The 21,454-nt window shown below is 51.5% G+C and carries 19 protein-coding genes and 1 tRNA gene; 12 read left to right on the forward strand and 8 right to left on the reverse strand.

Annotated elements, in window-relative coordinates; translation table 11 throughout:
* Positions 1–62: 62 nt before the first annotated feature.
* From lolA to K7G70_RS06905, 5 genes are all read left to right on the forward strand, one after another.
* Positions 63–719, forward strand: coding sequence for an outer membrane lipoprotein periplasmic chaperone LolA (lolA, locus tag K7G70_RS06885; RefSeq protein ID WP_223787875.1), 657 nt, complete (start codon positions 63–65; stop codon positions 717–719).
* A complete protein-coding gene (locus K7G70_RS06890) occupies positions 716–2,011 on the forward strand; it encodes a replication-associated recombination protein A (RefSeq protein WP_223787876.1) in 1,296 nt (431 codons plus the stop codon). The genes lolA and K7G70_RS06890 overlap by 4 nt, the downstream gene beginning before the upstream one ends.
* A complete protein-coding gene (gene crcB, locus K7G70_RS06895) occupies positions 2,011–2,373 on the forward strand; it encodes a fluoride efflux transporter CrcB (protein WP_223787877.1) in 363 nt (120 codons plus the stop codon). Before K7G70_RS06890 ends, crcB begins: the two co-directional genes overlap by 1 nt.
* Positions 2,370–3,296, forward strand: a complete 927-nt coding sequence (locus K7G70_RS06900; RefSeq protein ID WP_223787878.1) for a TolB family protein — start codon at positions 2,370–2,372, stop codon at positions 3,294–3,296. The genes crcB and K7G70_RS06900 overlap by 4 nt, the downstream gene beginning before the upstream one ends.
* Before the next feature lie 27 nt (positions 3,297–3,323).
* Positions 3,324–3,399, forward strand: a tRNA-Arg gene (locus K7G70_RS06905).
* A gap of 977 nt (positions 3,400–4,376) precedes the next feature.
* On the opposite strand, the gene K7G70_RS06910 is transcribed toward K7G70_RS06905, so the two are convergent.
* Both K7G70_RS06910 and K7G70_RS06915 read right to left on the reverse strand, forming a co-directional pair.
* Complete coding sequence (locus K7G70_RS06910; protein ID WP_223787879.1) at positions 4,377–4,883, reverse strand: GNAT family N-acetyltransferase; 507 nt, start codon at positions 4,881–4,883, stop codon at positions 4,377–4,379.
* Positions 4,870–5,367 carry a MarR family winged helix-turn-helix transcriptional regulator gene (locus K7G70_RS06915; protein ID WP_223787880.1) on the reverse strand — a complete coding sequence of 166 codons (498 nt, stop codon included), beginning with the start codon at positions 5,365–5,367 and terminating at the stop codon, positions 4,870–4,872. The genes K7G70_RS06910 and K7G70_RS06915 overlap by 14 nt, the downstream gene beginning before the upstream one ends.
* A 528-nt stretch (positions 5,368–5,895) precedes the next feature.
* Between K7G70_RS06915 and K7G70_RS06920 the strand changes: the two genes are divergently transcribed.
* On the forward strand, positions 5,896–6,318 hold the full coding sequence (locus K7G70_RS06920; protein WP_223787881.1) for a hypothetical protein: 423 nt from the start codon (positions 5,896–5,898) through the stop codon (positions 6,316–6,318).
* 78 nt (positions 6,319–6,396) lie between these two features.
* Here the strand turns inward: K7G70_RS06920 and K7G70_RS06925 are convergent, their stop codons facing one another.
* Complete coding sequence (locus tag K7G70_RS06925; RefSeq protein WP_223787882.1) at positions 6,397–7,050, reverse strand: class I SAM-dependent methyltransferase; 654 nt, start codon at positions 7,048–7,050, stop codon at positions 6,397–6,399.
* A gap of 577 nt (positions 7,051–7,627) precedes the next feature.
* Between K7G70_RS06925 and K7G70_RS06930 the strand changes: the two genes are divergently transcribed.
* Complete coding sequence (locus K7G70_RS06930) at positions 7,628–8,605, forward strand: LamG-like jellyroll fold domain-containing protein (RefSeq protein WP_223787883.1); 978 nt, start codon at positions 7,628–7,630, stop codon at positions 8,603–8,605.
* Here the strand turns inward: K7G70_RS06930 and K7G70_RS06935 are convergent.
* Together K7G70_RS06935 and recN are read right to left on the reverse strand one after the other, a co-directional pair.
* Positions 8,587–9,768: a hypothetical protein gene (locus K7G70_RS06935; RefSeq protein WP_223787884.1), complete on the reverse strand. Its 1,182-nt coding sequence runs from the start codon at positions 9,766–9,768 to the stop codon at positions 8,587–8,589. The two genes, K7G70_RS06930 and K7G70_RS06935, sit on opposite strands and share 19 nt — an antisense overlap.
* Before the next feature lie 40 nt (positions 9,769–9,808).
* A complete protein-coding gene (recN, locus tag K7G70_RS06940; RefSeq protein ID WP_223787885.1) occupies positions 9,809–11,470 on the reverse strand; it encodes a DNA repair protein RecN in 1,662 nt (553 codons plus the stop codon).
* Positions 11,471–11,592: 122 nt separating this feature from the next.
* Between recN and grpE the strand changes: the two genes are divergently transcribed.
* The 3 genes from grpE to dnaJ all read left to right on the forward strand — a co-directional run bounded on the left by grpE (position 11,593) and on the right by dnaJ (position 15,454).
* Complete coding sequence (grpE, locus tag K7G70_RS06945) at positions 11,593–12,207, forward strand: nucleotide exchange factor GrpE (RefSeq protein ID WP_223787886.1); 615 nt, start codon at positions 11,593–11,595, stop codon at positions 12,205–12,207.
* A gap of 68 nt (positions 12,208–12,275) precedes the next feature.
* On the forward strand, positions 12,276–14,195 hold the full coding sequence (gene dnaK, locus K7G70_RS06950; protein WP_223787887.1) for a molecular chaperone DnaK: 1,920 nt from the start codon (positions 12,276–12,278) through the stop codon (positions 14,193–14,195).
* Positions 14,196–14,311: 116 nt separating this feature from the next.
* The gene (dnaJ, locus tag K7G70_RS06955; RefSeq protein ID WP_223787888.1) at positions 14,312–15,454 is read left to right on the forward strand and encodes a molecular chaperone DnaJ; all 1,143 of its coding nucleotides are present in this window, start codon (positions 14,312–14,314) and stop codon (positions 15,452–15,454) included.
* An 8-nt stretch (positions 15,455–15,462) separates the two neighbouring features.
* Here dnaJ and K7G70_RS06960 read toward each other — a convergent pair whose 3' ends face one another.
* Positions 15,463–15,795 (reverse strand): hypothetical protein, encoded by a 333-nt coding sequence (locus tag K7G70_RS06960; RefSeq protein WP_223787889.1) that lies wholly within the window; start codon positions 15,793–15,795, stop codon positions 15,463–15,465.
* A 236-nt stretch (positions 15,796–16,031) separates the two neighbouring features.
* On the opposite strand from K7G70_RS06960, the gene dapB reads away from it, so the two are divergent.
* Entirely contained in the window at positions 16,032–16,805 is a 774-nt protein-coding gene (gene dapB, locus K7G70_RS06965; RefSeq protein ID WP_223787890.1) for a 4-hydroxy-tetrahydrodipicolinate reductase, read from the forward strand.
* 233 nt (positions 16,806–17,038) lie between these two features.
* Here dapB and K7G70_RS06970 read toward each other — a convergent pair whose 3' ends face one another.
* Positions 17,039–17,752, reverse strand: coding sequence for an SDR family NAD(P)-dependent oxidoreductase (locus K7G70_RS06970; RefSeq protein WP_223787891.1), 714 nt, complete (start codon positions 17,750–17,752; stop codon positions 17,039–17,041).
* A 206-nt stretch (positions 17,753–17,958) separates the two neighbouring features.
* On the opposite strand from K7G70_RS06970, the gene K7G70_RS06975 reads away from it, so the two are divergent.
* Positions 17,959–19,188 carry an ammonium transporter gene (locus tag K7G70_RS06975; RefSeq protein WP_223787892.1) on the forward strand — a complete coding sequence of 410 codons (1,230 nt, stop codon included), beginning with the start codon at positions 17,959–17,961 and terminating at the stop codon, positions 19,186–19,188.
* A 349-nt stretch (positions 19,189–19,537) separates the two neighbouring features.
* Here K7G70_RS06975 and K7G70_RS06980 read toward each other — a convergent pair whose 3' ends face one another.
* Positions 19,538–21,394: a C1 family peptidase gene (locus K7G70_RS06980; RefSeq protein WP_223787893.1), complete on the reverse strand. Its 1,857-nt coding sequence runs from the start codon at positions 21,392–21,394 to the stop codon at positions 19,538–19,540.
* Positions 21,395–21,454: the final 60 nt, after the last annotated feature.

Genomic DNA, 21,454 nt, shown 5'->3' on the forward strand with positions numbered 1-21,454 from the left:
AATTTAGCCACCATTCAGCCACAAGGTATACAATGTTCTTTTTAACCACCCATCATGACAATATGAAGAAGATATCCACGTTTTTGCTGTTGTTGTCTTTGTCGGCCCCCTGGGCCTGGGCCCAAACCAATGAGGCCAACACCGAGGCTCAGAAGCAGCCAGATCCACAGCAGTTGTTGGCCGATCTGCGGGCTGATTTGACGGGGTTGTCAGCCCAATTTGTGCAATACGAATTGGGTAGCCAAGGGGAGCAAATTGACCCCAACAGCGGCATGGTTTGGATGCAGTCGCCGGCGCAATTTCGGTGGCACTACCTGCAGCCCATCGAACAATTGATTGTGGCCGACGGTGACAACGTCTGGGTTTATGATGAAGATTTGGAACAAGTCACGGTCAAACAACAAGACAATGAATTGAACCCCATCTATGTCATCATCAACGACGAAAAGTCGCAGCAACATTACGACATCCGCTATGAAACCCAAGAGGCGGGACATGATTGGATCAGCCTGACCCCGAAAAACCGCAGCGAAGATGTGAAAACCGTGTGGCTGGCTTTGGCCGACGATGTGGTCAAGCAAATCAAAGTTCACAACCACTTTGATCAAACCATGGTGTTTGAATTCACCGAGATCAAACGCAACCCCGATTTGACCGGTGGCCTGTTCCAGTTTGTGCCGCCTGAGGGGGTGGATGTGATCAAAGCCGTGGATGAATGATCGACACTGAACCCCGCATCCAACACCAGCCCTTGGCTGACCGTTTGCGTCCCCAGTCCTTGTCTGAAGTGGTGGGACAACAACACCTGGTGGGACCAGGCAAGCCATTGGCGCGCTTGTTGGAACGGCAGCACATCCATTCCATGGTGTTTTGGGGGCCACCGGGTACCGGTAAAACCACTTTGGCCCACGTCATCAGTCAAGCCATGGAGGCCCGCTTGATCAATTTATCGGCGGTGTTGTCCGGGGTCAAAGACATCCGGGCGGCCATCGTTGAGGCAGAAGCGGCCTTGCCGCAACGCACGTTGTTGTTCGTGGATGAGATTCACCGCTTCAACAAATCCCAGCAAGATGCTTTCCTGCCCCACCTGGAAAGTGGCTTGGTGACTTTGATTGGGGCCACCACCGAAAATCCTTCATTTGCTTTGAACAACGCCTTGTTGTCGCGGTTGAAGGTCTACATTCTGAACAGTTTGTCTGACGATGACTTGCTGCAGTTGTTGCAACAAAGCCTGGCCGCGGCCGCAATTCCATTGAGCATGAGCGAGTCCCAACAACTGACTTTGGTGCGGGCGGCCGATGGCGATGGGCGCAAGTTGCTCAGTTTGTTGGAAATCTTGCAAGACTATGTGACCGAAGGGGCCGTCACCGACGCCCACATTGAGTTGGTCACCAGTGGTCAAACCCGGCGCTTTGACAAGGCCGGTGATGAATTTTACGACCAGATTTCGGCGCTGCACAAATGCGTGCGGTCATCGCATCCGGATGCGGCCTTGTATTGGTTGGCCCGCATGCTCGATGGCGGTTGTGATCCCTTTTATTTGGCCCGCAGGATTTTGCGCATGGCCAGTGAAGACATTGGCAATGCCGATCCCCGGGCCATCTCATTGTGTTTGGATGCGTGGCAAACCTACGAGCGATTGGGCACGCCAGAAGGCGACTTGGCCCTGGCCCAGGCGGTGGCTTACCTGGCCAGTTGTGCCAAATCCAATGCCGTGTACATGGCCTTCAAGCAGGCCCAAAGCGATGTGCGCCAATACGGCACCTTACCGGTGCCCATGCACCTGCGCAACGCGCCCACCCGCTTGATGAAAGAATCGGGCTATGGCGCCGGCTATCAGTACGATCACGATGCCGCAGGTGGCATTGCCTACAGCCAAACTGGATTCCCAGAAACGATGGGTGAACCCGCGTATTACCAGCCGGTTGATCGGGGCTTGGAACGCAAAATTGCAGAAAAAATCAACCACATTCGACAACAACGGGCCCAAGCCCAAGGGGGCGGTTCCTGATGGGCGCTTGGTTGGCTGTGGCATTGGGTGGTGCCTTGGGCGCCAGCATCCGCTTTGGGGTGAACCAACTGGTTACACACTGGTTCCAGGCACCTTTGTTTTGGGCCACTTTGGCGGTCAATGTGGTGGGCTGTTTTGCCATGGGCCTGGCGTACCAGCACATTCAGGCCCAAGTCGCGGTCAATGAGACTTTTCGTTTGTTTGTGACCGTGGGCTTTTTGGGGGCCTTGACCACCTGGTCAACGTTTTCCATGGAAACGGTGGTGATGATGCAAAATGGCCAGGTGCTGAAAGCCGCGGTCTACACATTGGCCACCACTTTGTTTTGTTTTGCGGCCTTTTGGCTGGGAGTGAAATCATGAAAATACTCTGGCTGGTCTTGTTGGGGCTTTGGACCCATGTCTTGGGGGCGGAGGATAAACCGGCCACCCCAGCGGTGCCGGCCTTGCCAGGTAATGAGATTTTGTTGTATGACATCAAATCCTTGCCGGATGGCTTGCTCAAACTAGAGGGCGGCCAAAACATCACCCAACAACCGGGCTACGATTCCCAGCCCAAATTCTCAGCCGATGGACAGTTCATTTTTTACACCCACGCGGTGATGACCGACACGGGTTTCCAAATGGACATCTGGCAACACGACTTGAACAGCGGAAAAAACCAGCCTTATTTGGTCACGGCCGAAAGTGAGTATTCGCCCACACCCCTGTTGCATGGCCCCGGCTTGAGCGTGGTGCAAGTGGATGCAGCCGGAGACCAATACGTGGTGCTGCTCAACAACCAGGCCGAACCCGGTAAACAGTCCAAACGCCACAGTGATTTGAAACAAGTGGGTTATTTCAATTGGACCCAAGGTGGGCACTTGTGGAGTTTTGTGCTGAACGAGCACAATGGCGGCGATTTGTATCGGCAGGGCCCCGATATGGTGGCGAACAAACTGGCTGACAACGTCGGCCGTGCCTTCATCACCGATGCCACTGCCCAGACGATTCATTATGTGGATATGAACACCACGCCACACCGCATTCATCGGCGCACTGCCAAAGACACCACCGCCACCGATGTGATGCCCTTGCCCATGGGCGTGGAGGATTTCACCCTGGACAGCCAAGGCCGCTTCTGGGCCGGTCGTGACAACACCTTGTTCGTCAGCACCGACCAACGACGTTGGTATATCGTGCATGAATTCAATGACCCGAATTTACACCAGATTACCCGTCTCACCACCAACCCTGCAGCCGACCGCATCGCCATTGTGTTTGCAGAAAAAACCGCCGCAGAATAGAATGGGCTCCATGCTGAAACTCAACACGCGCCCGTAGCTCAGTGGATAGAGCAACCGCCTCCTAAGCGGTAGGTCGCAGGTTCAACTCCTGCTGGGCGCGCCACACAAAACAGCCGCGCCTGCGGCTTTTTGTGTGTGGTGAGTCCAGCAGTATCGTCAGAACCGCCAAGCCTGGGACTTGGCCTGGTTCAAATATCAAGATTCTCAGGCTGTCTCGAAAAGGCTTCGACAAGCTCAGCCACCTTGCATTTAAGCTCGCCGAGCTTGTCGAGGTGAAGGTGATTGTTGAATTAAATTAATTGGACTTTTTGTTGATGACAGTTTGAACCATCTCAAACACACCCCTCAATTCCCTCTCGGCCGAAACCGCTCCAAGCTCGCTCGGCACACCTACCTCCCTGTAGGCGAGAGGGGTGGATTAATAGAAACATTGTGAGATGACGGGAAAGATTCAACCCCGCTTTTTATTGGAGCGCCGACTTCAGTCGGCGTTGGATGGTCAATAATGCAAGAGGATCAGGCTGAATGTGTAAACACTCATTGGGTGAATTGATGATGGCTGCGGCTCTCCGCCTGGCCATGCCACCGACTGAAGTCGGTGCTTCAGTCGATGTCACAGTGGGCTTTAGCTCAAACTAACGCCATCCCGAGCGAAGCCGAGGGATTTCAAAACTCTCTCGAGATCCCTCCACTCACTGCGTTCGGTCGGCATGACAGTGGCTTCGGTGTTTCACACCCCCCTCAATCCCCACTCGCCTTAATGAATGAACCTTAAAAATGAAGGTATGCCGCGTGTGCAGGATACAGTAGCGGCCAAGAGAGGAGGTTTAATAAACTCATTCTGAAGTCCCTGGAGTGATTCAACCCCGCGTTCTGATGGAGCGCCCACTTCAGTCGGCGAAATGGTGGGGTTTCAAGCCGCAGTCATCTCCCAAGTGCACGAAGAGATATTGTAACTTTTGTAGTGGCTCCAAAAGTAGAAGGTATATTGCCAATTAACTCGTTGCTCTTTTAGTACAGCAAAAGAACTTTATGGCGTCCGGATCTTGGGTTAACCGGTCCAGAATGGGAGGCAGGTTATCAAGGATCGATCAGTGGTCCGCCCACATATTTCATAAATACATCACTTCGTTCATAAAGTTGGCTGAACTTGTCCTTAATGCCTTGATCATGCACAAAGCCGTTCTTTTCATAGAGGTGAATGGCGGCTTCGCATTTTTTATTGGTGAGTAAAAACAGCGTGTCACAATCCATCCTGTTGCATTCATTGATCACGTGCTTGATCAGGGCTTGTCCTGCTTTCAGTCCACGGGATTTTTCGAGCACACCCATCTTGGTGAGTTCATACCAGCCATTTCCTGCGTTCTTCACCGCGCAGGTTCCTATCACACCCAAGTCCTGATGGCTGGCAAACCAGATTTGACCTCCTTGGTCGATGATGTGTTTTTGTGGCTGAGAAAGAATCATTTCATCAATTTCTTCCATCACAAACATGTCATTGACCCACTCGGCATTGATGTTGTAAAAATACTCAGCAAGTTCGGGGTGGAACGGTATGATTTGAATATCGAGGTTATTTGTTTGCATGATATTTCTCCATGGTTCTTTGATAGAGAGATTTCTCTGATAAGGCCTTTTCAAACTGGATGATGGCCTGGTAAAAATCAAATCCACTGTCTTCACACAAAGACATGGCGGCTTCTTTCACAGCACTGCGGATAGGCTCCATGCTTTTGAATTCACTTCTGCCTTTTGCTGTTAAGGACAGCATTTTTTTTCTCAGATCCTTTTCATCTGGACGACTTCTGGCCAGGTCATTTTTTATCAGTTCTTTACTGAATTGGCTGATACAGGGCTGGCTCAGCCCCAGCAATTCAGAAGCTTCAACGACAGAAACAGATTCTCGTTCATGCATCAGTGACATGAAGGTGAACCACTTGGGTTGAATGTCCTGATCCATGTATTTGTAGACTCGTAAAGCGTCGCTCATCATTCTGTCGCTCAATCGTTTTAAGCGACTGCCGAGTGCCACTTCCCCCAATTCATCAAAATAATCTATTTTCTTTGGCATGTAATCAAAGTGTTCATGGCTGAAGTATTAATAATTATATAAGCAATTATGTAAAATTCAAGAGTCAAATAAAAAAAATTGAAATTGAGGGACAGGATCCCACCAAAAAGGCCAGCCAGAGAACAGTTTGTGGTTGACCACTTTGGCAGTCTCAAAACTGCACAACACCGCAACCTGGTAAACATGGGTTCGTTCTACCGTCCAATGGCTGAGAAACCGATTGATTTAAATCTGGTGAGTTCATCCATCCAATTAGACGATCGTTCACATTGGCAGCCAAATTATCTGTGACAAAGCTTTGATTGGCGTGTAAGAATATTTCTGTGAAGTCCATGTCCTTGGATTTGCATTATATGGAACATCAAAACCTGATATCGACTATGGAAAGTTCTGTATGTTTAATTAATACTGATTTTATTTTATCATTAGGAGGGTGTAGAACCCAGCCAATGCTGTGATGTTGAAAGTAGCTAAAGATAAGGCTGCCAAATCAAATCATCATTGCATCATTTAAATAAATGCCTGAACATGGAATTAACCAACATACTTAATACAAGACGGAAGAAAATCACCTTTTTAGTTGTTGTCTTATTATTGATTACCCAAATTTACTCTTGGTATCTGTTATCGAGTGGCAGTTGGTACAACGATCCAGGTAATCTGGGTTCTTACGATGGCTTGTCGTTCAAAACATGCTTGCAGTTTGATCGGAAAGGTTTGTTTATGTTGAAAGCTGACATCCCCGGTTTTCCCAATTCGTTGCCTAGTGGTATCTTGGTGTTGAACAGTGTTAAATTGGCTTCAGAGAATGGAAAGGTCAGATTTTTTGTCAACCCGTTCACTTCTACTTTATCTGCAACCGTTACGAACCCAAAAACTTTGGCATTCAGGTCTCAACGATTTGTGTGGCAAACTACAAAATGCCAAAGCTTGCATCAAGCTAAGCCTTGAGAACTGTAGATGTTATTATGTTGAGAATGGCTGTTTAAACACATGAGGTGAGTCAATGGATCATGATCTTTATCCGCATCATCCAGAAAAATACCGATTGATTTTGCCTTTGAAAGGTTGGGTTAATTGGTCGTGATCGGGGGCGTTGGTTTGGGTGTGGGTGAAACCCAATGCGGTCATGGCTTTGCTGAATTTGGCATGGTACCCACGACCGGGGTCGACAATGATGACTTCACAGACGGGTTTTGCGTGCTGGTTGATAAATTGTGACAGCAGTTGAATTTGTTGGGTTTCATAGAGCAGGTCACTGCCAATGATCAGGTCGAATTGGCCCAAACCGGTGTTTTGATTGTCCCAGCCGGTGCATAAAAAGGGGATGTCTTGGTCATCATTCAGGGCCGCGTTGTTGAGCAAGAATTCACCGGCTTTGGGGTGGTAATCCGTTGCAGTGATGTCATCGCTTCTGGCATTCAGCAGTAAACTGGAAAGCGCAATGCCACAACCCACTTCTAATATCCTGAGTCCGGTGGTGTCCATGGTGTCCATCAAATGGGCCAATATTTGGCTGGAATCCCAGACCACGCCAAACAAAGGCCATTGTGATGAGGAGATGCCCAATGCTGCAGCCATTCCACCAGGATCGGAGAATTGTTGGCGGTCGCGCAGGGTTTTGATGTGGATGTCCTGTTGACTGAATTCTATGGTTTGATACTTGATGCGTAAAGTTGACATGGCTTGCTCGTTTCATTGTTATCGCAACAAGCCACCAAAAAAATTGAATCGCCACGTGGGATTGAAGCATGATCAATCCTTCTTTGAATACCTGATTCATTATATACCAATTCTATCTGACCTATGGCACGCCACAAGTTTTGCATGAAAATGTGGTTGTGTATCGAATCAACGCGGGCGGATCCTCTTATGCTGTCGAGGGTTGGCTGGATGGCCTTTATGCCAAGTCGACTTTGCGTTGATTGATGAGGTTGTTTGTTTCTTGGGAGATCATGGCGTACATTTCGGATTGGAACTCAAACAGTTTGAAATTTTCTGCCATGATGTTGTTCAGGGCTCTGAATTGGGGTGATTCGATGTGATTTTTCGGTTGAGAAAAATCGACTGGTTGTTATTATTGGCTATTTTGGTGAATTCTCTGACCTCCACCGTCACCATCAGGCCAGTGGCACCGCATTGGTGGTGCCGCTGGCTGCTTGGGTGTGACACCGGTCACAAGTAATCGGTGATGAATTGAGTCAAAGAGGGTATTTGTGGCAGGATGGGTATTCTCAGTATGGTATGTGATGGTATTGAAATGAAATCAGGTATTTGGTGGTTCCTAGTTTGGTTGGGTATGTATGGTCAAATGGTGCATCAAACAGTCCAGGCCCAATCGGACCACGCGATCCGTTTTTATGGAACGGGTGTGGGGCCGCCCGGTCAGCAGGACCGCATCCTGATTCCAGTGGATGACAACCAAGCCGGGGCCAATTCAACGCCGTTGGATGTGGGTGGCGATTTCACCTTTGAGTTTTGGCTGAAAGGCCAATTGGCCGACAACGCCACGCAACACGCTGGCGGTGGCATTGAATTCAATGACTACAACTGGATCGAAGGCAACATCGTCATTGACCGCGATGTGTGGTGTGGTACCGAACGCAACTTTGGTTTGAGCCTAATGGGCGGCAAGGTCCGTTTTGGTGTCGGTGAGGGCGATGCCGGTGGTTCGTCAGCCTGGACCATTGAAGGCAACGCCGATGTGCTCGATGGTCAGTGGCACCACATCGCGGCCATCCGCAATGCACAAGCCGGTCAATTGTCCATTGTGGTGGACGGGGTGTTGGATTTTGCCAGTTCCGCAGGTGTGTCCCAAGTCGACTTGTCATACCCTGATGCCGGCATTCCGGTCACTGGAGACTGCAACACCGGTCAACTCACACCGTATGGTTGGTACCTGGTGTTGGCGGCAGAAAAACACGATGCCGGGTCGGCTTATCCGTCATACAACGGCTTCTTGGATGAGCTGCGGGTGTGGAATGTGGCCAGAACAGTGGCTGAAGTGGCGGCCGATCGCATGCGGGTGGTGTCCAATGCCACCCCAGGCTTGGTTGGGTATTATCGCTTTGAGGAGGGGCAGGGTGTGACGGTGTCTGACAGTTCCGCGACGTCTTCACCGGTGGGGACTTTGGTGGCCGGCACCGCCGGCAATGGTCAATGGGTCAGCCGCACAGACGATCCCAATAACACCGCACCGATCGGCGACCTGATTTTTGCTCATGGTTTTTCCAAGTAACAAGTCTGTGGATCGCGGTGGTCGCGGTCCGTCAGCTTGTGTTTTTCGTGCATGTACTTGGCCAGCAATTCCAGTTTTTTGATTTCATCGATCGGCAACAAATTGATTTCTTGGAACTTGGGGTCCAAAAAGTCACCGATCAATGATTCAGAGCGGCTGGCTGCGTTCAGACAGGCCACTTGCTCTTTGAAGCGGTTGTGGGTTTGCTGCACCGTTTGCAGCAGTTCTTGGTTGCCTTGGGCTTCATGCATGGCCATCAGCATGGCATAGCCCAATCCTTTGTGGCGAATGGTGTTGCTTTGATTGATCAGGATTTGGGTGATGTTCAAACACGCTTTGAAGTGCTTGGGCTGGGTTTTGCACAATTGATACAGGGGTTCCGGATTGGGGGTGTCAAACAAATGCACATAGGACAATTTGATGGAGGCGGGAAAATAAGCCGCCACCTGGGTGCGCAAATCTGCAGCACTGCTGGCTTGGAGGTCTGACAACAAGGCCTGGTCATCCATGAAGGCATCGATGGCACTGTCGGGGATGGGGTTGGCGGCCAAATATTGATCCAACTTGTCATTGAACGATTCGCTGATGAATAAAGTGGCGTGATTGAATTGGCTGGCCGCCATCAATTGCATGATGCGTTCGGTCAAGGCCTCGTTTTGTTGATTCAATGACAAGGTCAATGGCTGCCAATAGACCTGCAGGTTCTTGGTGTCCTCGGTCAGCTGTTGGTCCAATAAAGCACCGTGGTTACAGGCTTTTGCGATGGCGTCTTTGAAACACCAGTTGCGCAGCAACTCCATGGTGGCCTTAGACAAGTCATTGCGTTGGATCATTTGGTTCAGCAAATTGATTTGTAACGCCAGGTTCTGTTGGGCTTGTTGCCGGGCCGCATCGGACGCATCCTGATTGGCGGCCTGGTCTGTATGGCGATTGACGGCTTGTAAGCTGCTGTTGAGCATGGCGGCCAAACCCAAGGCCATTTCATGGCTGTCGTCGGATTGCAACAGGTGTTCATTGAGTTGATTGAACCATTGCGCGTATTCGAGTTCAGCCATGGCCATTTGGTCGGCGGTCATGCGTTCGGCTTGGCTGGCAGCCGCTGTGGTGGCCGTGATCAGCCAGCAGGCCAGCCTCCAAGCCACAGTGATTGGGGTGGTTTTCATGACAGTGGGCTCCTGATGTGGGCGGGCATGGTCATGGTATTCATGACCCGGTTTGTAAAAATTCTTTGGCTTGAGCCAAGGTGGCTTCGGTGATTTTTTGACCGCCAGACATGCGCGCCAGTTCCTCGATGCGCTGTGGCTGATCGAGGTGAGCCACAGCCGATGTGGTGTGCTGGCCATGGCTGGATTTGCTGACCAACAAATGGTCATGAGCACAGCCGGCCACTTGTGGCAAGTGGGTCACGGCAAACACCTGATTGTGTTGGCTGAGTTGTTGCATGATTTGCCCCACTTTTTCGGCGGTGGCGCCACCGATGCCGGTGTCCACTTCATCAAACACAAACACCTGGTACTGGTTTTGTTGTTGGGTACTGACTTCAATGGCCAACGAAATCCGCGACAACTCACCACCCGAAGCGGTTTTGCTCAGCGGTTGGGCTTTTTGCCCTTTGTTGGCGGCGATCATGAATTCAATGTGGTCATTGCCATGGGTTTTGGCCGGCTCATCGGGACGGTGTTCAACCGCCACACTGAAACGGGCTTCGGGCAAGCCCAAATCGTGCACCATGGCGGTGATCTGCTGGCTCAACTGTTGGCCAGCATGGGTTCTTTGTGTCGACAACTTCAACGCCATTTGGCGGTAATCAGTCAGCGCTTGTTCCAATTGCTGTTGCAACTGGTCTTGGTTGTGGGCCAAGTCATGATGTTGTTGCAGGGTTTGTCCCAAAGTTTGGTGGTGATCGTGCAACAGTTCCGGCATCACCCCTTGTTTGCGGGCGATGTGCGTGATTTGTTCCAGGCGTTGTTCGATGTCTTGTAAATGGGCCGGGTCGTTGTCAATCTGTTCCAACTGGACCAGAAGTTGTTGTTCGGCTTCTTGGACGTTGATCAATGCTTCATCCAACATTTGCCCGATGGCACTGAAATCCTGGCCTTTGGCGTGTTGCAACCGCTGTAAGACCTGTCCCAGTTGGGCCGATACGCTTTGCTCAGCCTGGCTGAGGGTGTGGATTGAGGCATCCATCACCTGTTGTAAATCCTGGGCATGGGCGGCGGTGGTCAAGGCTTGGTGCTGCGCTTCATATTCCCCTTCGCTCAATGCCAGTTGTTCCAATTCATCGTATTGATATTGCAACAGTTGCAGTTGTTCAGCAGACAGGGAACCGGCAGCGGTGAGTTGGGCCATCTCTTGTTCGATGTGCTGGATTTGTTTGACCGCTTCCTGCACCTGTTTCAATAATAAGGCATGGTCGCCCGATTGATCCAGGATCTGCCGTTGGTTGTGGCTGTTGAGCAGTTTGATTTGGTCGTGCTGACCATGGATCTGTACCAGATGCTGGCTCAATTCCTTGACCAGGCCTGATGGGGTGGGGCGGCCATTGACCCATTGTTTGCTGCGGCCTTGTTGGTTGATGGTGCGGCGGATGATCAAGACATCGCCATCGGCCAGGTCTTGGTCTTGTAACCAACGGCGGGCGGCTTGGTTGTGTTCAATATTGAACTCAGCAATGATTTCCGTTTGTTCGCCAAAGGGCCCAATGCTTTGGCTGTCGGCCCGCTGTCCCAACGCCAAAGACAAGGCGCCAATGATGATGGACTTGCCGGCCCCGGTTTCACCGGTGAAAACCGTCATGCGGGGGTGAAAGTCCACTTCCAGGCGGTCAATCAAAACAAAATTCTCAATGAATAAAGTGTGCAGCATGTGGTGGTGAAACTGATCCAAAAATGATCCTTAATTTTAACCAGACTGCCTTGAATTGTCATCCGTTAACACCATATAGCTGCCATTATTAAAATGCACTGTAGATTATGACCGAGGAAAACGTGAATCAAGTTGAAGAGCCAGCCAACGAGGAACAACTGGAAGCCGCTGATGCCAATCAGGATGAGGCCAGTGACACCGAAGAAGTGGTGATTGCTGAGTTGGACGACGAAGAGCTGTCTGCTTTGGAACAAATGCAAGCCAAAATTGAAGCCCTGCAAGCTGAATTGGATGAAACCAAAGCCAAGCTGGCAGAGAAAGATGAAGAGGTGTTGCGGGTGGTGGCCGAAGGCATGAACTTGCAAAAGCGGTTACAACGAGACTTGGACAACACCCGCAAGTTTGCCAACGACAAAATCATCAAAGCCATGATTCCGGTGATGGACAGCTTTGACAAAGCGTTGGAAGTGATTGATGACGAAGCTTGTGAAGTGACCACCGAAGCAATGATCGAAGGGACCCAAAACACCCACAAGATCTTCGCCAAAGTGTTGCAAGACCACGGCATTGAAATTGTCAATCCAGTGGGCGAAAAATTTGATCCAGAGGTGCATGAAGCGATGAGCATGGTGCCGTCTGAAGAACACGAAAAAAACACCATCGTCAATGTGTTCCAAAAGGGCTATTTGTTGCATGGTCGGGTGGTTCGAGCGGCCATGGTGGTTGTGGCTCAGTGAGTTGAAAATTAAAAAACCGGCCCAAAATAGTGGTCAGTTCAGAACAAAATATTTTTAGAGGTTAAAAAATGTCAAAAGTAATAGGTATAGATTTAGGAACCACCAATTCCTGCGTCGCCATCATGGAAGGCAAAGACATCAAGGTGATTGAAAATTCCGAAGGGGATCGCACCACACCGTCTATTGTGGCCTTCACCGATGAGGGTAAAACCATCGTCGGACAAGCCGCCAAAAGACAGGCCGTGACCAATCCGGAAAACACCTTGTTTGCCATCAAACGCTTGATTGGACGCAAATTCAATGAAGACGTGGTGAAGAAAGACCAGGACATCGTGCCATACAAAATCATTGGCGCCGACAACGGTGATGCCTGGGTTGAAGTGCGCGGCAAAAAAATGGCGCCACAAGAGATTTCAGCCCGCATCCTGGAAAAAATGAAAGCCACCGCTGAAGATTACCTGGGTCATGATGTGACCCAAGCAGTCATCACCGTACCGGCTTATTTCAACGATTCGCAACGACAAGCCACCAAAGACGCCGGTAAAATCGCCGGCTTGGAAGTGAAGCGCATCATCAATGAGCCCACCGCTGCGGCTTTGGCTTATGGCATGGACAAAAAAGGCGGCGACCGCACCATCGCGGTTTACGACTTGGGTGGTGGTACCTTCGATATCTCCATCATAGAAATTGCCGACATTGACGGTGAACAACAATTTGAAGTGTTGGCCACCAACGGTGACACCTTCCTGGGTGGAGAAGATTTCGACAACCGTGTGATGGACTATCTGGTCGAAGAATTCAAAAAAGACCAGGGCGTTGATCTGAAGAATGATCCATTGGCCCTGCAGCGTTTGAAAGAAGCGGCTGAGAAAGCCAAAATTGAATTGTCCACGTTGGATCAAACCGAAGTGAACTTGCCATACATCACCGCCGATGCCTCCGGTCCCAAGCACATGAACGTGAAAATCACCCGTTCCAAGTTGGAATCATTGGTTGAGGACTTGGTGAAACGCACCGTCGCGCCGTGTGAGACCGCGATCAAAGATGCCGGCATCTCCTTGGGTGAGATCTCGGACGTGATTTTGGTCGGTGGCCAAACCCGCATGCCAGCCGTGCAAGCCATTGTGGAACAAACCTTTGGTAAAAAGCCACGCAAAGACGTCAACCCAGACGAAGCCGTGGCCATGGGTGCCGCGGTCCAAGGTGGCGTGTTGTCCGGTGATGTGAAAGACGTGTTGCTGTTGGACGTGACACCTTTGTCTCTGGGCATCGAAACCATGGGCGGTGTGATGACCAAGTTGATCGAGAAAAACACCACCATTCCGACCAAAGCATCACAGGTGTTCTCCACCGCTGAAGACAACCAATCAGCCGTGACTGTACATGTGTTGCAAGGTGAGCGTGAAGTGGCCCATGCCAACAAGTCTTTGGGTCAATTCAATCTGGAAGGCATTGCGGCGGCCCCCCGAGGCATGCCACAGATCGAAGTAACTTTCGACATCGACGCCAACGGCATCATCCACGTCTCGGCCAAAGACAAAGCCACCGGTAAAGAACAACGCATTGAGATCAAAGCCGGTTCTGGTTTGTCGGATGATGAAATCGAAGCGATGATCAAAGACGCCGAATTGAATGCCGATAAAGACAAAGCGTTCAAAGAGTTGTCACAATCCAGAAACGCCGCCGATGCCATGGCGCATTCGGCCAAGCAAATGCTGGAAGAGCACAAAGAAATCATTGACGAAGGCGAAAAAGCGGCCATCGAGAAAGCCATCGAAGCGGTGGAAAAAGCCGCCAAAGAGGACGACAAAGCCGCCATCGACAGCGCCAATGAGGCCTTACAAGCGGCCATGCAGCCGGTGATGATGAAAGTACAACAAGCCGCACAAGCACAACAACAAGCCGAACCCACTGCCGAGGCAGCCGACGGCAACGACGATGTGGTTGATGCTGAGTTCGAAGAAGTCAACGAAGACGACAAGAAGTGAACTTGTGATGATCGGACCCCAACCACTGGTCCGGTCACAGGTTAACCGCCAACGAATACCGCCGCGGAACCCTTCTGTGGCGGTATTTGACATTGAAGTGAATTAAAAAAACCGTTATGGCACAAAAAGATCTGTACGAAATATTGGGCATTCAAAAATCGGCCACCCAGGCCGAAATCAAGAAAGCGTTCAAACGCACGGCCATGAAATACCATCCCGATCGCAACGCGGAAGACCCGTCAGCGCAAGACAAATTCAAAGAAGCGCAAATGGCTTATGAAATCTTGAAAGATGAAAGCAAACGCCAGGCCTATGATCAATACGGTTTTGATGCCGTCAGCGGCCAAGGTGCCAGGGGTCCCGGTGGCTTTGGTGGTGGTTTCCAAGGCGATGTGGGTGACATCTTTGGCGACATCTTCAGTGACATTTTTGGCGGTGGTCGCCGCGGTGGCCGGTCTGCCGGACCCCAGCGCGGACGCGATGTCCAGATCGAAATGACGGTAGAGTTGGAAGAGGCCATCAACGGCGTCAACAAAGAAATCAACATCCCCACCATGGTCAGTTGTGATCCTTGTAATGGCACCGGCTCCAAAGACGGCGAGAAGAAAACCTGTCAAACCTGTAATGGCATGGGCCAAGTGCGCATGCAACAAGGCATGTTCTCGGTGCAACAAACCTGTCCGGATTGTCGTGGCCAAGGCCAAGTCATCAGTAACCCTTGTGGTTCATGCGGTGGTCAAGGCCGCAAACAAGAGAAACGCAAGCTCAATGTCAAAATCCCGGCTGGCGTCGATCAAGGCGATCGCATCCGCTTGTCGGGCAAAGGCGAAGCCGGACCAATGGGTGGCCCCGCCGGTGATTTGTATGTGGACATTCATGTGTTGCCTCACAAAATTTTTCAACGTGATGGCGATTCGCTGTATTGCGAGATGCCGATTGACTTTGTCACCGCCTGTTTGGGTGGTGAGATCAAAATCCCCACTTTGTCCGGTGAGGTGATATTGAAAGTACCGGCCGAAACCCAGTCAGGCAAGCAGTTCCGCTTGCGCGGCAAAGGTGTCAAATCGGTGCGTTCACACAGCACCGGTGATCTGTTCTGTCGGGTCAATGTCGAAACCCCGGTGAACTTGTCCAGCGAACAAAAAGAGCTGCTGGAAAAACTGAATCAAACCATCAAAGCCGCGGGTGACAAAAACAACCCACGACGCAAGGGTTGGTTCGACAACGTCAAATCTTTTTTGGACAAAATGACCGGATGATTGCCTGATCAATCGTCACTGTTCGAGATCACAGTGGCTTTGATTTCAAAGTGATAATCACCATCAATCAACTGGTTTCTCACCAAGATCAATGACTGGAACATCTGCGATTGATCCAAGGCGGACATGAATTCAGCCACATCAGACAATGCCGGGGCTTGTCCGGTGAACTTTTTCACTTTCTGCATGGTGGTTTCGACCTGCAAAGCAATGGGCATTTGTTGCCATATGTGGCGCAAGTCTTGATCTTCGTTGGCGCTGGGTTCTGCACCCTGCGAGGCTGTCATCAGTGTGGCGGTTGTCATCAAGGTCAGCAATGAGCCGATGAAGGTGGTTTTCATGTCATTTCTCCGGTGGTGGGTCCACTTGGCGTCAAGCCGACACCGGTGGACCGTTTGTATCCATGTTATGCAACTGATCCAGCCCCGGTCCTGATGGCGGGCTGATGATTGCCTGATGATGCTTGGTGATGCTTGGTGTGGCGGGATGGCTCACCAGAAGCAGGCTGAGGGGATCGCATTCAATGCTGGCTTGGATTACAATGCAAGTCATTCACCACCACAGGAATCAGTCCAGCATGAGTCTGCCAACCAAGATCATCATTTCCGGCGTTTCAGGTCGCATTGGGCGGCGTTTGTTGCACTTGGTTCTGGATCATCCTGATTGTGAGTTGGTGGCCGGTTTGGTGTCACCCGGCAGCCGCCATTTGGGCCGAGATTTGGCTGAGCTGGCGGAGCGTGAGCCGGTGGGCATTCAGGCGGTGGAGTCTTTGGCTGGCATTGAGGCTGATGTGGTGATCGATTTTGCCCAGCCTGCCGGCTTTGAAGAACTGGTGGACTACTGCGTGTTGGGCCAAACGGCCTTGGTCAGTGGCACCACTGGCTTGAATCAAGACAGTTTTGATCGCATTGGCCAAGCCGCCAAATACATTCCGGTGATGTGGACTTCGAATTTTTCATTGAACATTCAGGTGTTGAAAAACCTGTTGCAGGTGGTCAAACAAATCAACCCCAGGGGTCAATTCAGCATCACCGAAACCCACCATGTACACAAAAAAGACATGCCTTCTGGTACCGCCATATCGTTGGCCCAAGCCATCGATCCACAGAGCAACATGACCAAAACCGGGGATGCCGATTTCCAGCTGGGAACGGTGGCCATCCACTCGGTGCGAGAAGGCGAGGTGCCCGGCACCCATGAAGTCAGTGTGCAACTGGAAGCCGAAACCTTCACCTTCAAACACGAAGCCCACGATCCCGCCATCTTCGCCCAAGGGGCCCTGGATGCCGCCTTGTGGTTGGCTCAGCAACCCATTGGCTTATACGACCTGAACGCGGTTTTGATGGGCTGAGGTATGCCCAATACCCTTATTAAAGCGTCATCCCGGACTCCGATCCAGTCTCAAATCAAGTGCCAAAATAACCGACTCACCGGCCCCAGTATTCACTGGGGGCAGGCTCTTCGCCGGTGAGTCGTAAGTTGCTGTAATGAATTGCTGATATTGATCCTTTTGCAACACCCACACATCTACTGGGTATTAATAGAGGAAATAAATGGCGTTGTCATTGTTTACTTCAAAGATTATCAAAGCCATTCCTGCGCCGTGTAATACCCACCATTCTCACCTTCGCCTTGCAGCAGGCGCAGACACACGGCGGCGATGTCCTGGGGGGCTGCCAGTTGGCCGGTTGCGTGGAATTCTTGCCACATGTCGACCATGGGGAAATCAGTTTTGTCTTGGGCGCGGATCTCGGCTTGCATGTCGGTGTTCATCACCCCAGGGTTGATGACCAGGCAACGAACTGGGTGGGTTTGGTCTTGTTGTTCGGTGGCCAGGGTGTCGATGTACCGCTCAAAAAACGCCTTGCTGGCTGAATACACTGCCAAACCAGGGATGGCACGGCGGGCAGCACCGGACGAGATGTAGGCGATGGTCTTGGCACAGTCGGTGTCCTGGTAAGCCGCCAAAAAAGCGCGGATCAACAGCAAAGTGCTGGTCACGTTGATGGCCAGGTGTTGGGTGATGACCGCTGGATCAGCTTGTGACAAGGGGCCAAACGGGGCCAAGGTGGCGGTGTTGATCAGCAAATGGATGCCATCATCAGCACGGTGTTGGGCAAAAGTGTGGGCAAAGGTGGCTTGGCAGCTGTTGGGATCGGCAAAATCGCAAGCAATGTGTTGCTGCCCTTGTCCTGAACGGGAAAACTCAAGCACTTGGTGTCCTTGCTCAGTGAACTGGTTCACCAGCTCGACACCCAGGCCTTTTGAGCCGCCTGCCACAAAAGTCAATTCGGTCATCAGTGATCCTGCGTATAAAAGGGGTCCATGATAAGGATTGTGGGGCACAGAATCAATCTTGTGTTATGCGACTTCAGTCAATATGTCAGGCTTACAGGCCACAGCCATGGCCAGACCAAGAGAAGATGGCTGGTTCGACATACGCAATTCAACGGATGTACACCCCTGGGCTTCGCTTTTTACAATGGTGAAAAAAAGAGAGGCCCATGGACAATCAACTGTTTGAACTTCAATATGCATTAGACACCTTTTATTTCCTGGTTTGCGGGGCATTGGTGATGTGGATGGCTGCTGGCTTTTCCATGTTGGAGGCCGGCTTGGTGCGCAGCAAAAACACCACTGAAATCCTCACCAAAAACGTCGCTTTGTATGCCATATCTTGTACCTTGTACATGCTCATTGGCTACGCCATGATGTACCCAGAATTGGGTGTGGCCCTGTTGGACGGCATCACTGAAGACGGGGTGGCAGCCGATAAAACCTATGCCCCATCAGCGGACTTTTTCTTTCAAGTGGTGTTTGTGGCCACCGCCATGTCAATCGTTTCTGGTGCCGTGGCTGAGCGCATGAAATTGGTGGCTTTTCTGTTGTTCGCGGTGGTGATGACCGGCTTCATCTACCCCCTGGAAGGTCATTGGACCTGGGGTGAAGGCGAGGTGTTTGGCTGGTATTCATTGAAGGTCCTGGGTTTCTCTGACTTTGCCGGCTCGGGCATCGTTCACCTGGCCGGTGCGGCAGCGGCCCTCAGCGGGGTCATGTGGTTGGGCCCGAGGGCAGGAAAATATGACGCCCAAGGTCGGGTCAAAGCAATCCCCGGAGCCAATTTGCCCTTGGCCACTTTGGGCACCTTCATTTTGTGGATGGGCTGGTTCGGCTTCAATGGCGGCTCGGTGTTGGCCACCGCTTCGGTGGAAAATGCCAATGCCGTGGCGGTGGTGTTCATGAACACCAATGCGGCCGCTGCCGGTGGCTTGATCGCGGCTTTGGTCACCGCCAAGCTGTTGTTTGGCAAAGCCGATTTGACCATGACCCTCAATGGCGCCTTGGCGGGGCTGGTCGCCATCACCGCCGAACCCTCGACGCCGACGCCAGCCTTGGCCACCGTGTTCGGTGCCGCCGGTGGCGTGTTGGTGGTGTTTTCAGTGATCCTGTTCGACAAGCTGAAACTGGATGATCCGGTCGGTGCCATTTCGGTGCACGGCGTGGTGGGTTTTTTGGGCTTGTTGCTGGTGCCATTGACCAATGGCGAGGTCAAACTCAGCGGTCAAATCATCGGCGCCCTGACCATATTCACCTGGGTGTTTGTCAGCAGTTCTCTGGTGTGGTGGTTGCTCAAGCAAACCATTGGCATCCGGGTCTCTGCTGAAGAAGAATATGAGGGCATCGACGTGTCCGAGTGTGGCATGGAAGCCTACCCTGAATTCACCAACAGCTGAAGGGCCTTTTAACACCCATTGAATGACCACTGTTCAGGTTACAAAGGTCACAATCAAGGCGCGAAAAGCGTGGTTTGGTTATTCCAATCGAGCGATGAGCAACGCAGGGTGTGGCCTTTGTAGGCTGAACCCATGGGGCTGGATCGGATTTTCCACCCATCGGCGTTATTCACTCGTTCATGTGGAGTGACCACAGGTCACGACTGATGCCTTGATGGCTGAAAAATACGATCCAGCAGTCGCCTTTCAGTGGGTGTTAACAGGCCCAACTACTTCTTGTGTTGGGGAGAACTGGGGCCTTACGAAAGGCCCCTTGCTTTTCGTTCTCCTCTTTTTTTGACTGCAGACCCTAATATGTCAGGTCAACTTTGGTGAACAAACGTTTTGGTGCTTGGCCCAATATTTGTGTCAACAAGTGATTCATGGTTTTAACGTCGTTGTCAAAGCCGCCATGGGTCTCACTCCAACTGCGGTCTTCGCCGCCATTTTTGCCTTGCGATATGATCCGTTCCAAGCGTTGATGTGGGGGCAAATTTGCCGCATGTTTTTCCATACCCAGTATCGGCGTTTTCTTTTTCTCTTCAAAAGCCCTGGAAACCAAAAACAGCAGCGACTTGCGGTATGGGCCGACGCTGTCGTCTTTTTCCAGCTGTTTACTCAGGTTGTATAGGCTTAATTGGTCAACACCGTGGGTTTTGGCCTGGCTGTTCAAGGCCGGTAGGTAATGGTCGTCAAAGAAATCCAAGCTGGCCGCAGGCGCCAACAAGGCCGCGGTGCTGATGCGCATGCGGTTTTGGCTGGGCAGTTGACTCATGCGGTTGAGCAACCAGCCGAGCAAGATGGCACCGGTGCTGTGACCGATGAGGTGCAGCTTGATGGTTTTCCCTTCGGTCCGTTGTTGGTTGTTCTGTTGGATCGCCTGCAGGAACAGCTGTAACACCTGGGTGCCGGCCCCGGGTTTATTGAAGGGCAGGCGGGCACCGGCTTTCATCTCCCGCCAAAACGCCCGGCCAGGGACCCGGGTGAGTTTTTCAATCAGCCAGTCGGTGGCATCGGTGATGCCGCCGGCACGGTCTTCGACCGGGTCTTTTTTGCGAAAAATCAGGTCTTTCAATTCTTCTTTCAGCCCGGTGTCATACATGAAATGGTAGGGGTAGATGCCATTTTCTTTGAACACCTCTTTCATGCCATTGATGCGTTTGGCCGAGGCATCGGGGCTGTTCAAGCCGCCATGGGCGTAGAACACGACGTGTTGGTAATCGGTTGAGGTGGACAATAGGTCGGTGGTGATTTTGACGTCATCCAAGGTTGACCAATATTTGCCGGCATCATCAAAGCGGCCGTCATCAATGTGCACAAAATGTCCGGCTATTTCAGCCCGGTTGGGTTTGCGGCTGCCCATGGCTTTGGCGGCAAAAGAAGCCTGGTTCTTGGGATCCAAATGCCAAATCTGTGGGGTTTCCAAAGCCAGTCGCAAAACCCAGGCGTCCTGGATGTTCTGCTGCCAGTCTTCATAGGTCCAGATGGCCAAACCATCCTTGCCCCATTGTTTGCCCCAGGAATTTTGCACCCAAAAGCCTTTTTTGTTGTAGCCCACAATGGCGAAAGCATGGCTGCCGGCGTGTTCATCGTGTTGGCTGATCAAGCCGTCTTCAACGGCTTCGGTGGCCCAGCCCTGGTGCACGCGGGCCGAACAATAGATCACCCCGGCCTCGTTGATGGCGGCGTGAAAATCCGACACTCGGTGGTTCAAGCGGTAATAGGCACCCACCGTGTTCTTGCGCGCGTCTTTGGCGGCATCCAGGCTGAATTGACCCGGTCGGTTCGCTTGGTAAGGCCACAGGGCATCTTCGGCCACGCCCATGTTGTACCAGCCTTTGATGGCGCCGCGACAAGAAGAGCCTGAGTAGTTTTCACCTTCCCATTCATCATGCCTTTTGGCCATTTCATACAACATCCGTGAGGACACCCGTTTCTCGTCATCGCCGCGTTGTTGGTTCAAGTAGTTGATCACCGCGGCCAAGGCAAAGCCGGTGCAAGCCCCTTCGCTTTTTTGGTCGAGGATGTGCAGATTCCGCGGTGGATCCCGCCGACTGTCCAAGTTGACCAAGGCCGGTTGGTACAACCAATCACGGATGTCCGGTAAGTCAGGGGCCACATTGGTGATGTGGTTGTTGATTTGCTGATCGTTGCTGGCTGCTGTCATGATTTCCCTCCGACGTTGGTTCTCACCAATTGTTTTATCGGATTGTGAATAAAAGTGCAA

It is taken from the genome of Marinicella meishanensis (genome assembly GCF_019931145.1).
Taxonomy (GTDB): Bacteria; Pseudomonadota; Gammaproteobacteria; order Xanthomonadales; family Marinicellaceae; genus Marinicella; species Marinicella meishanensis.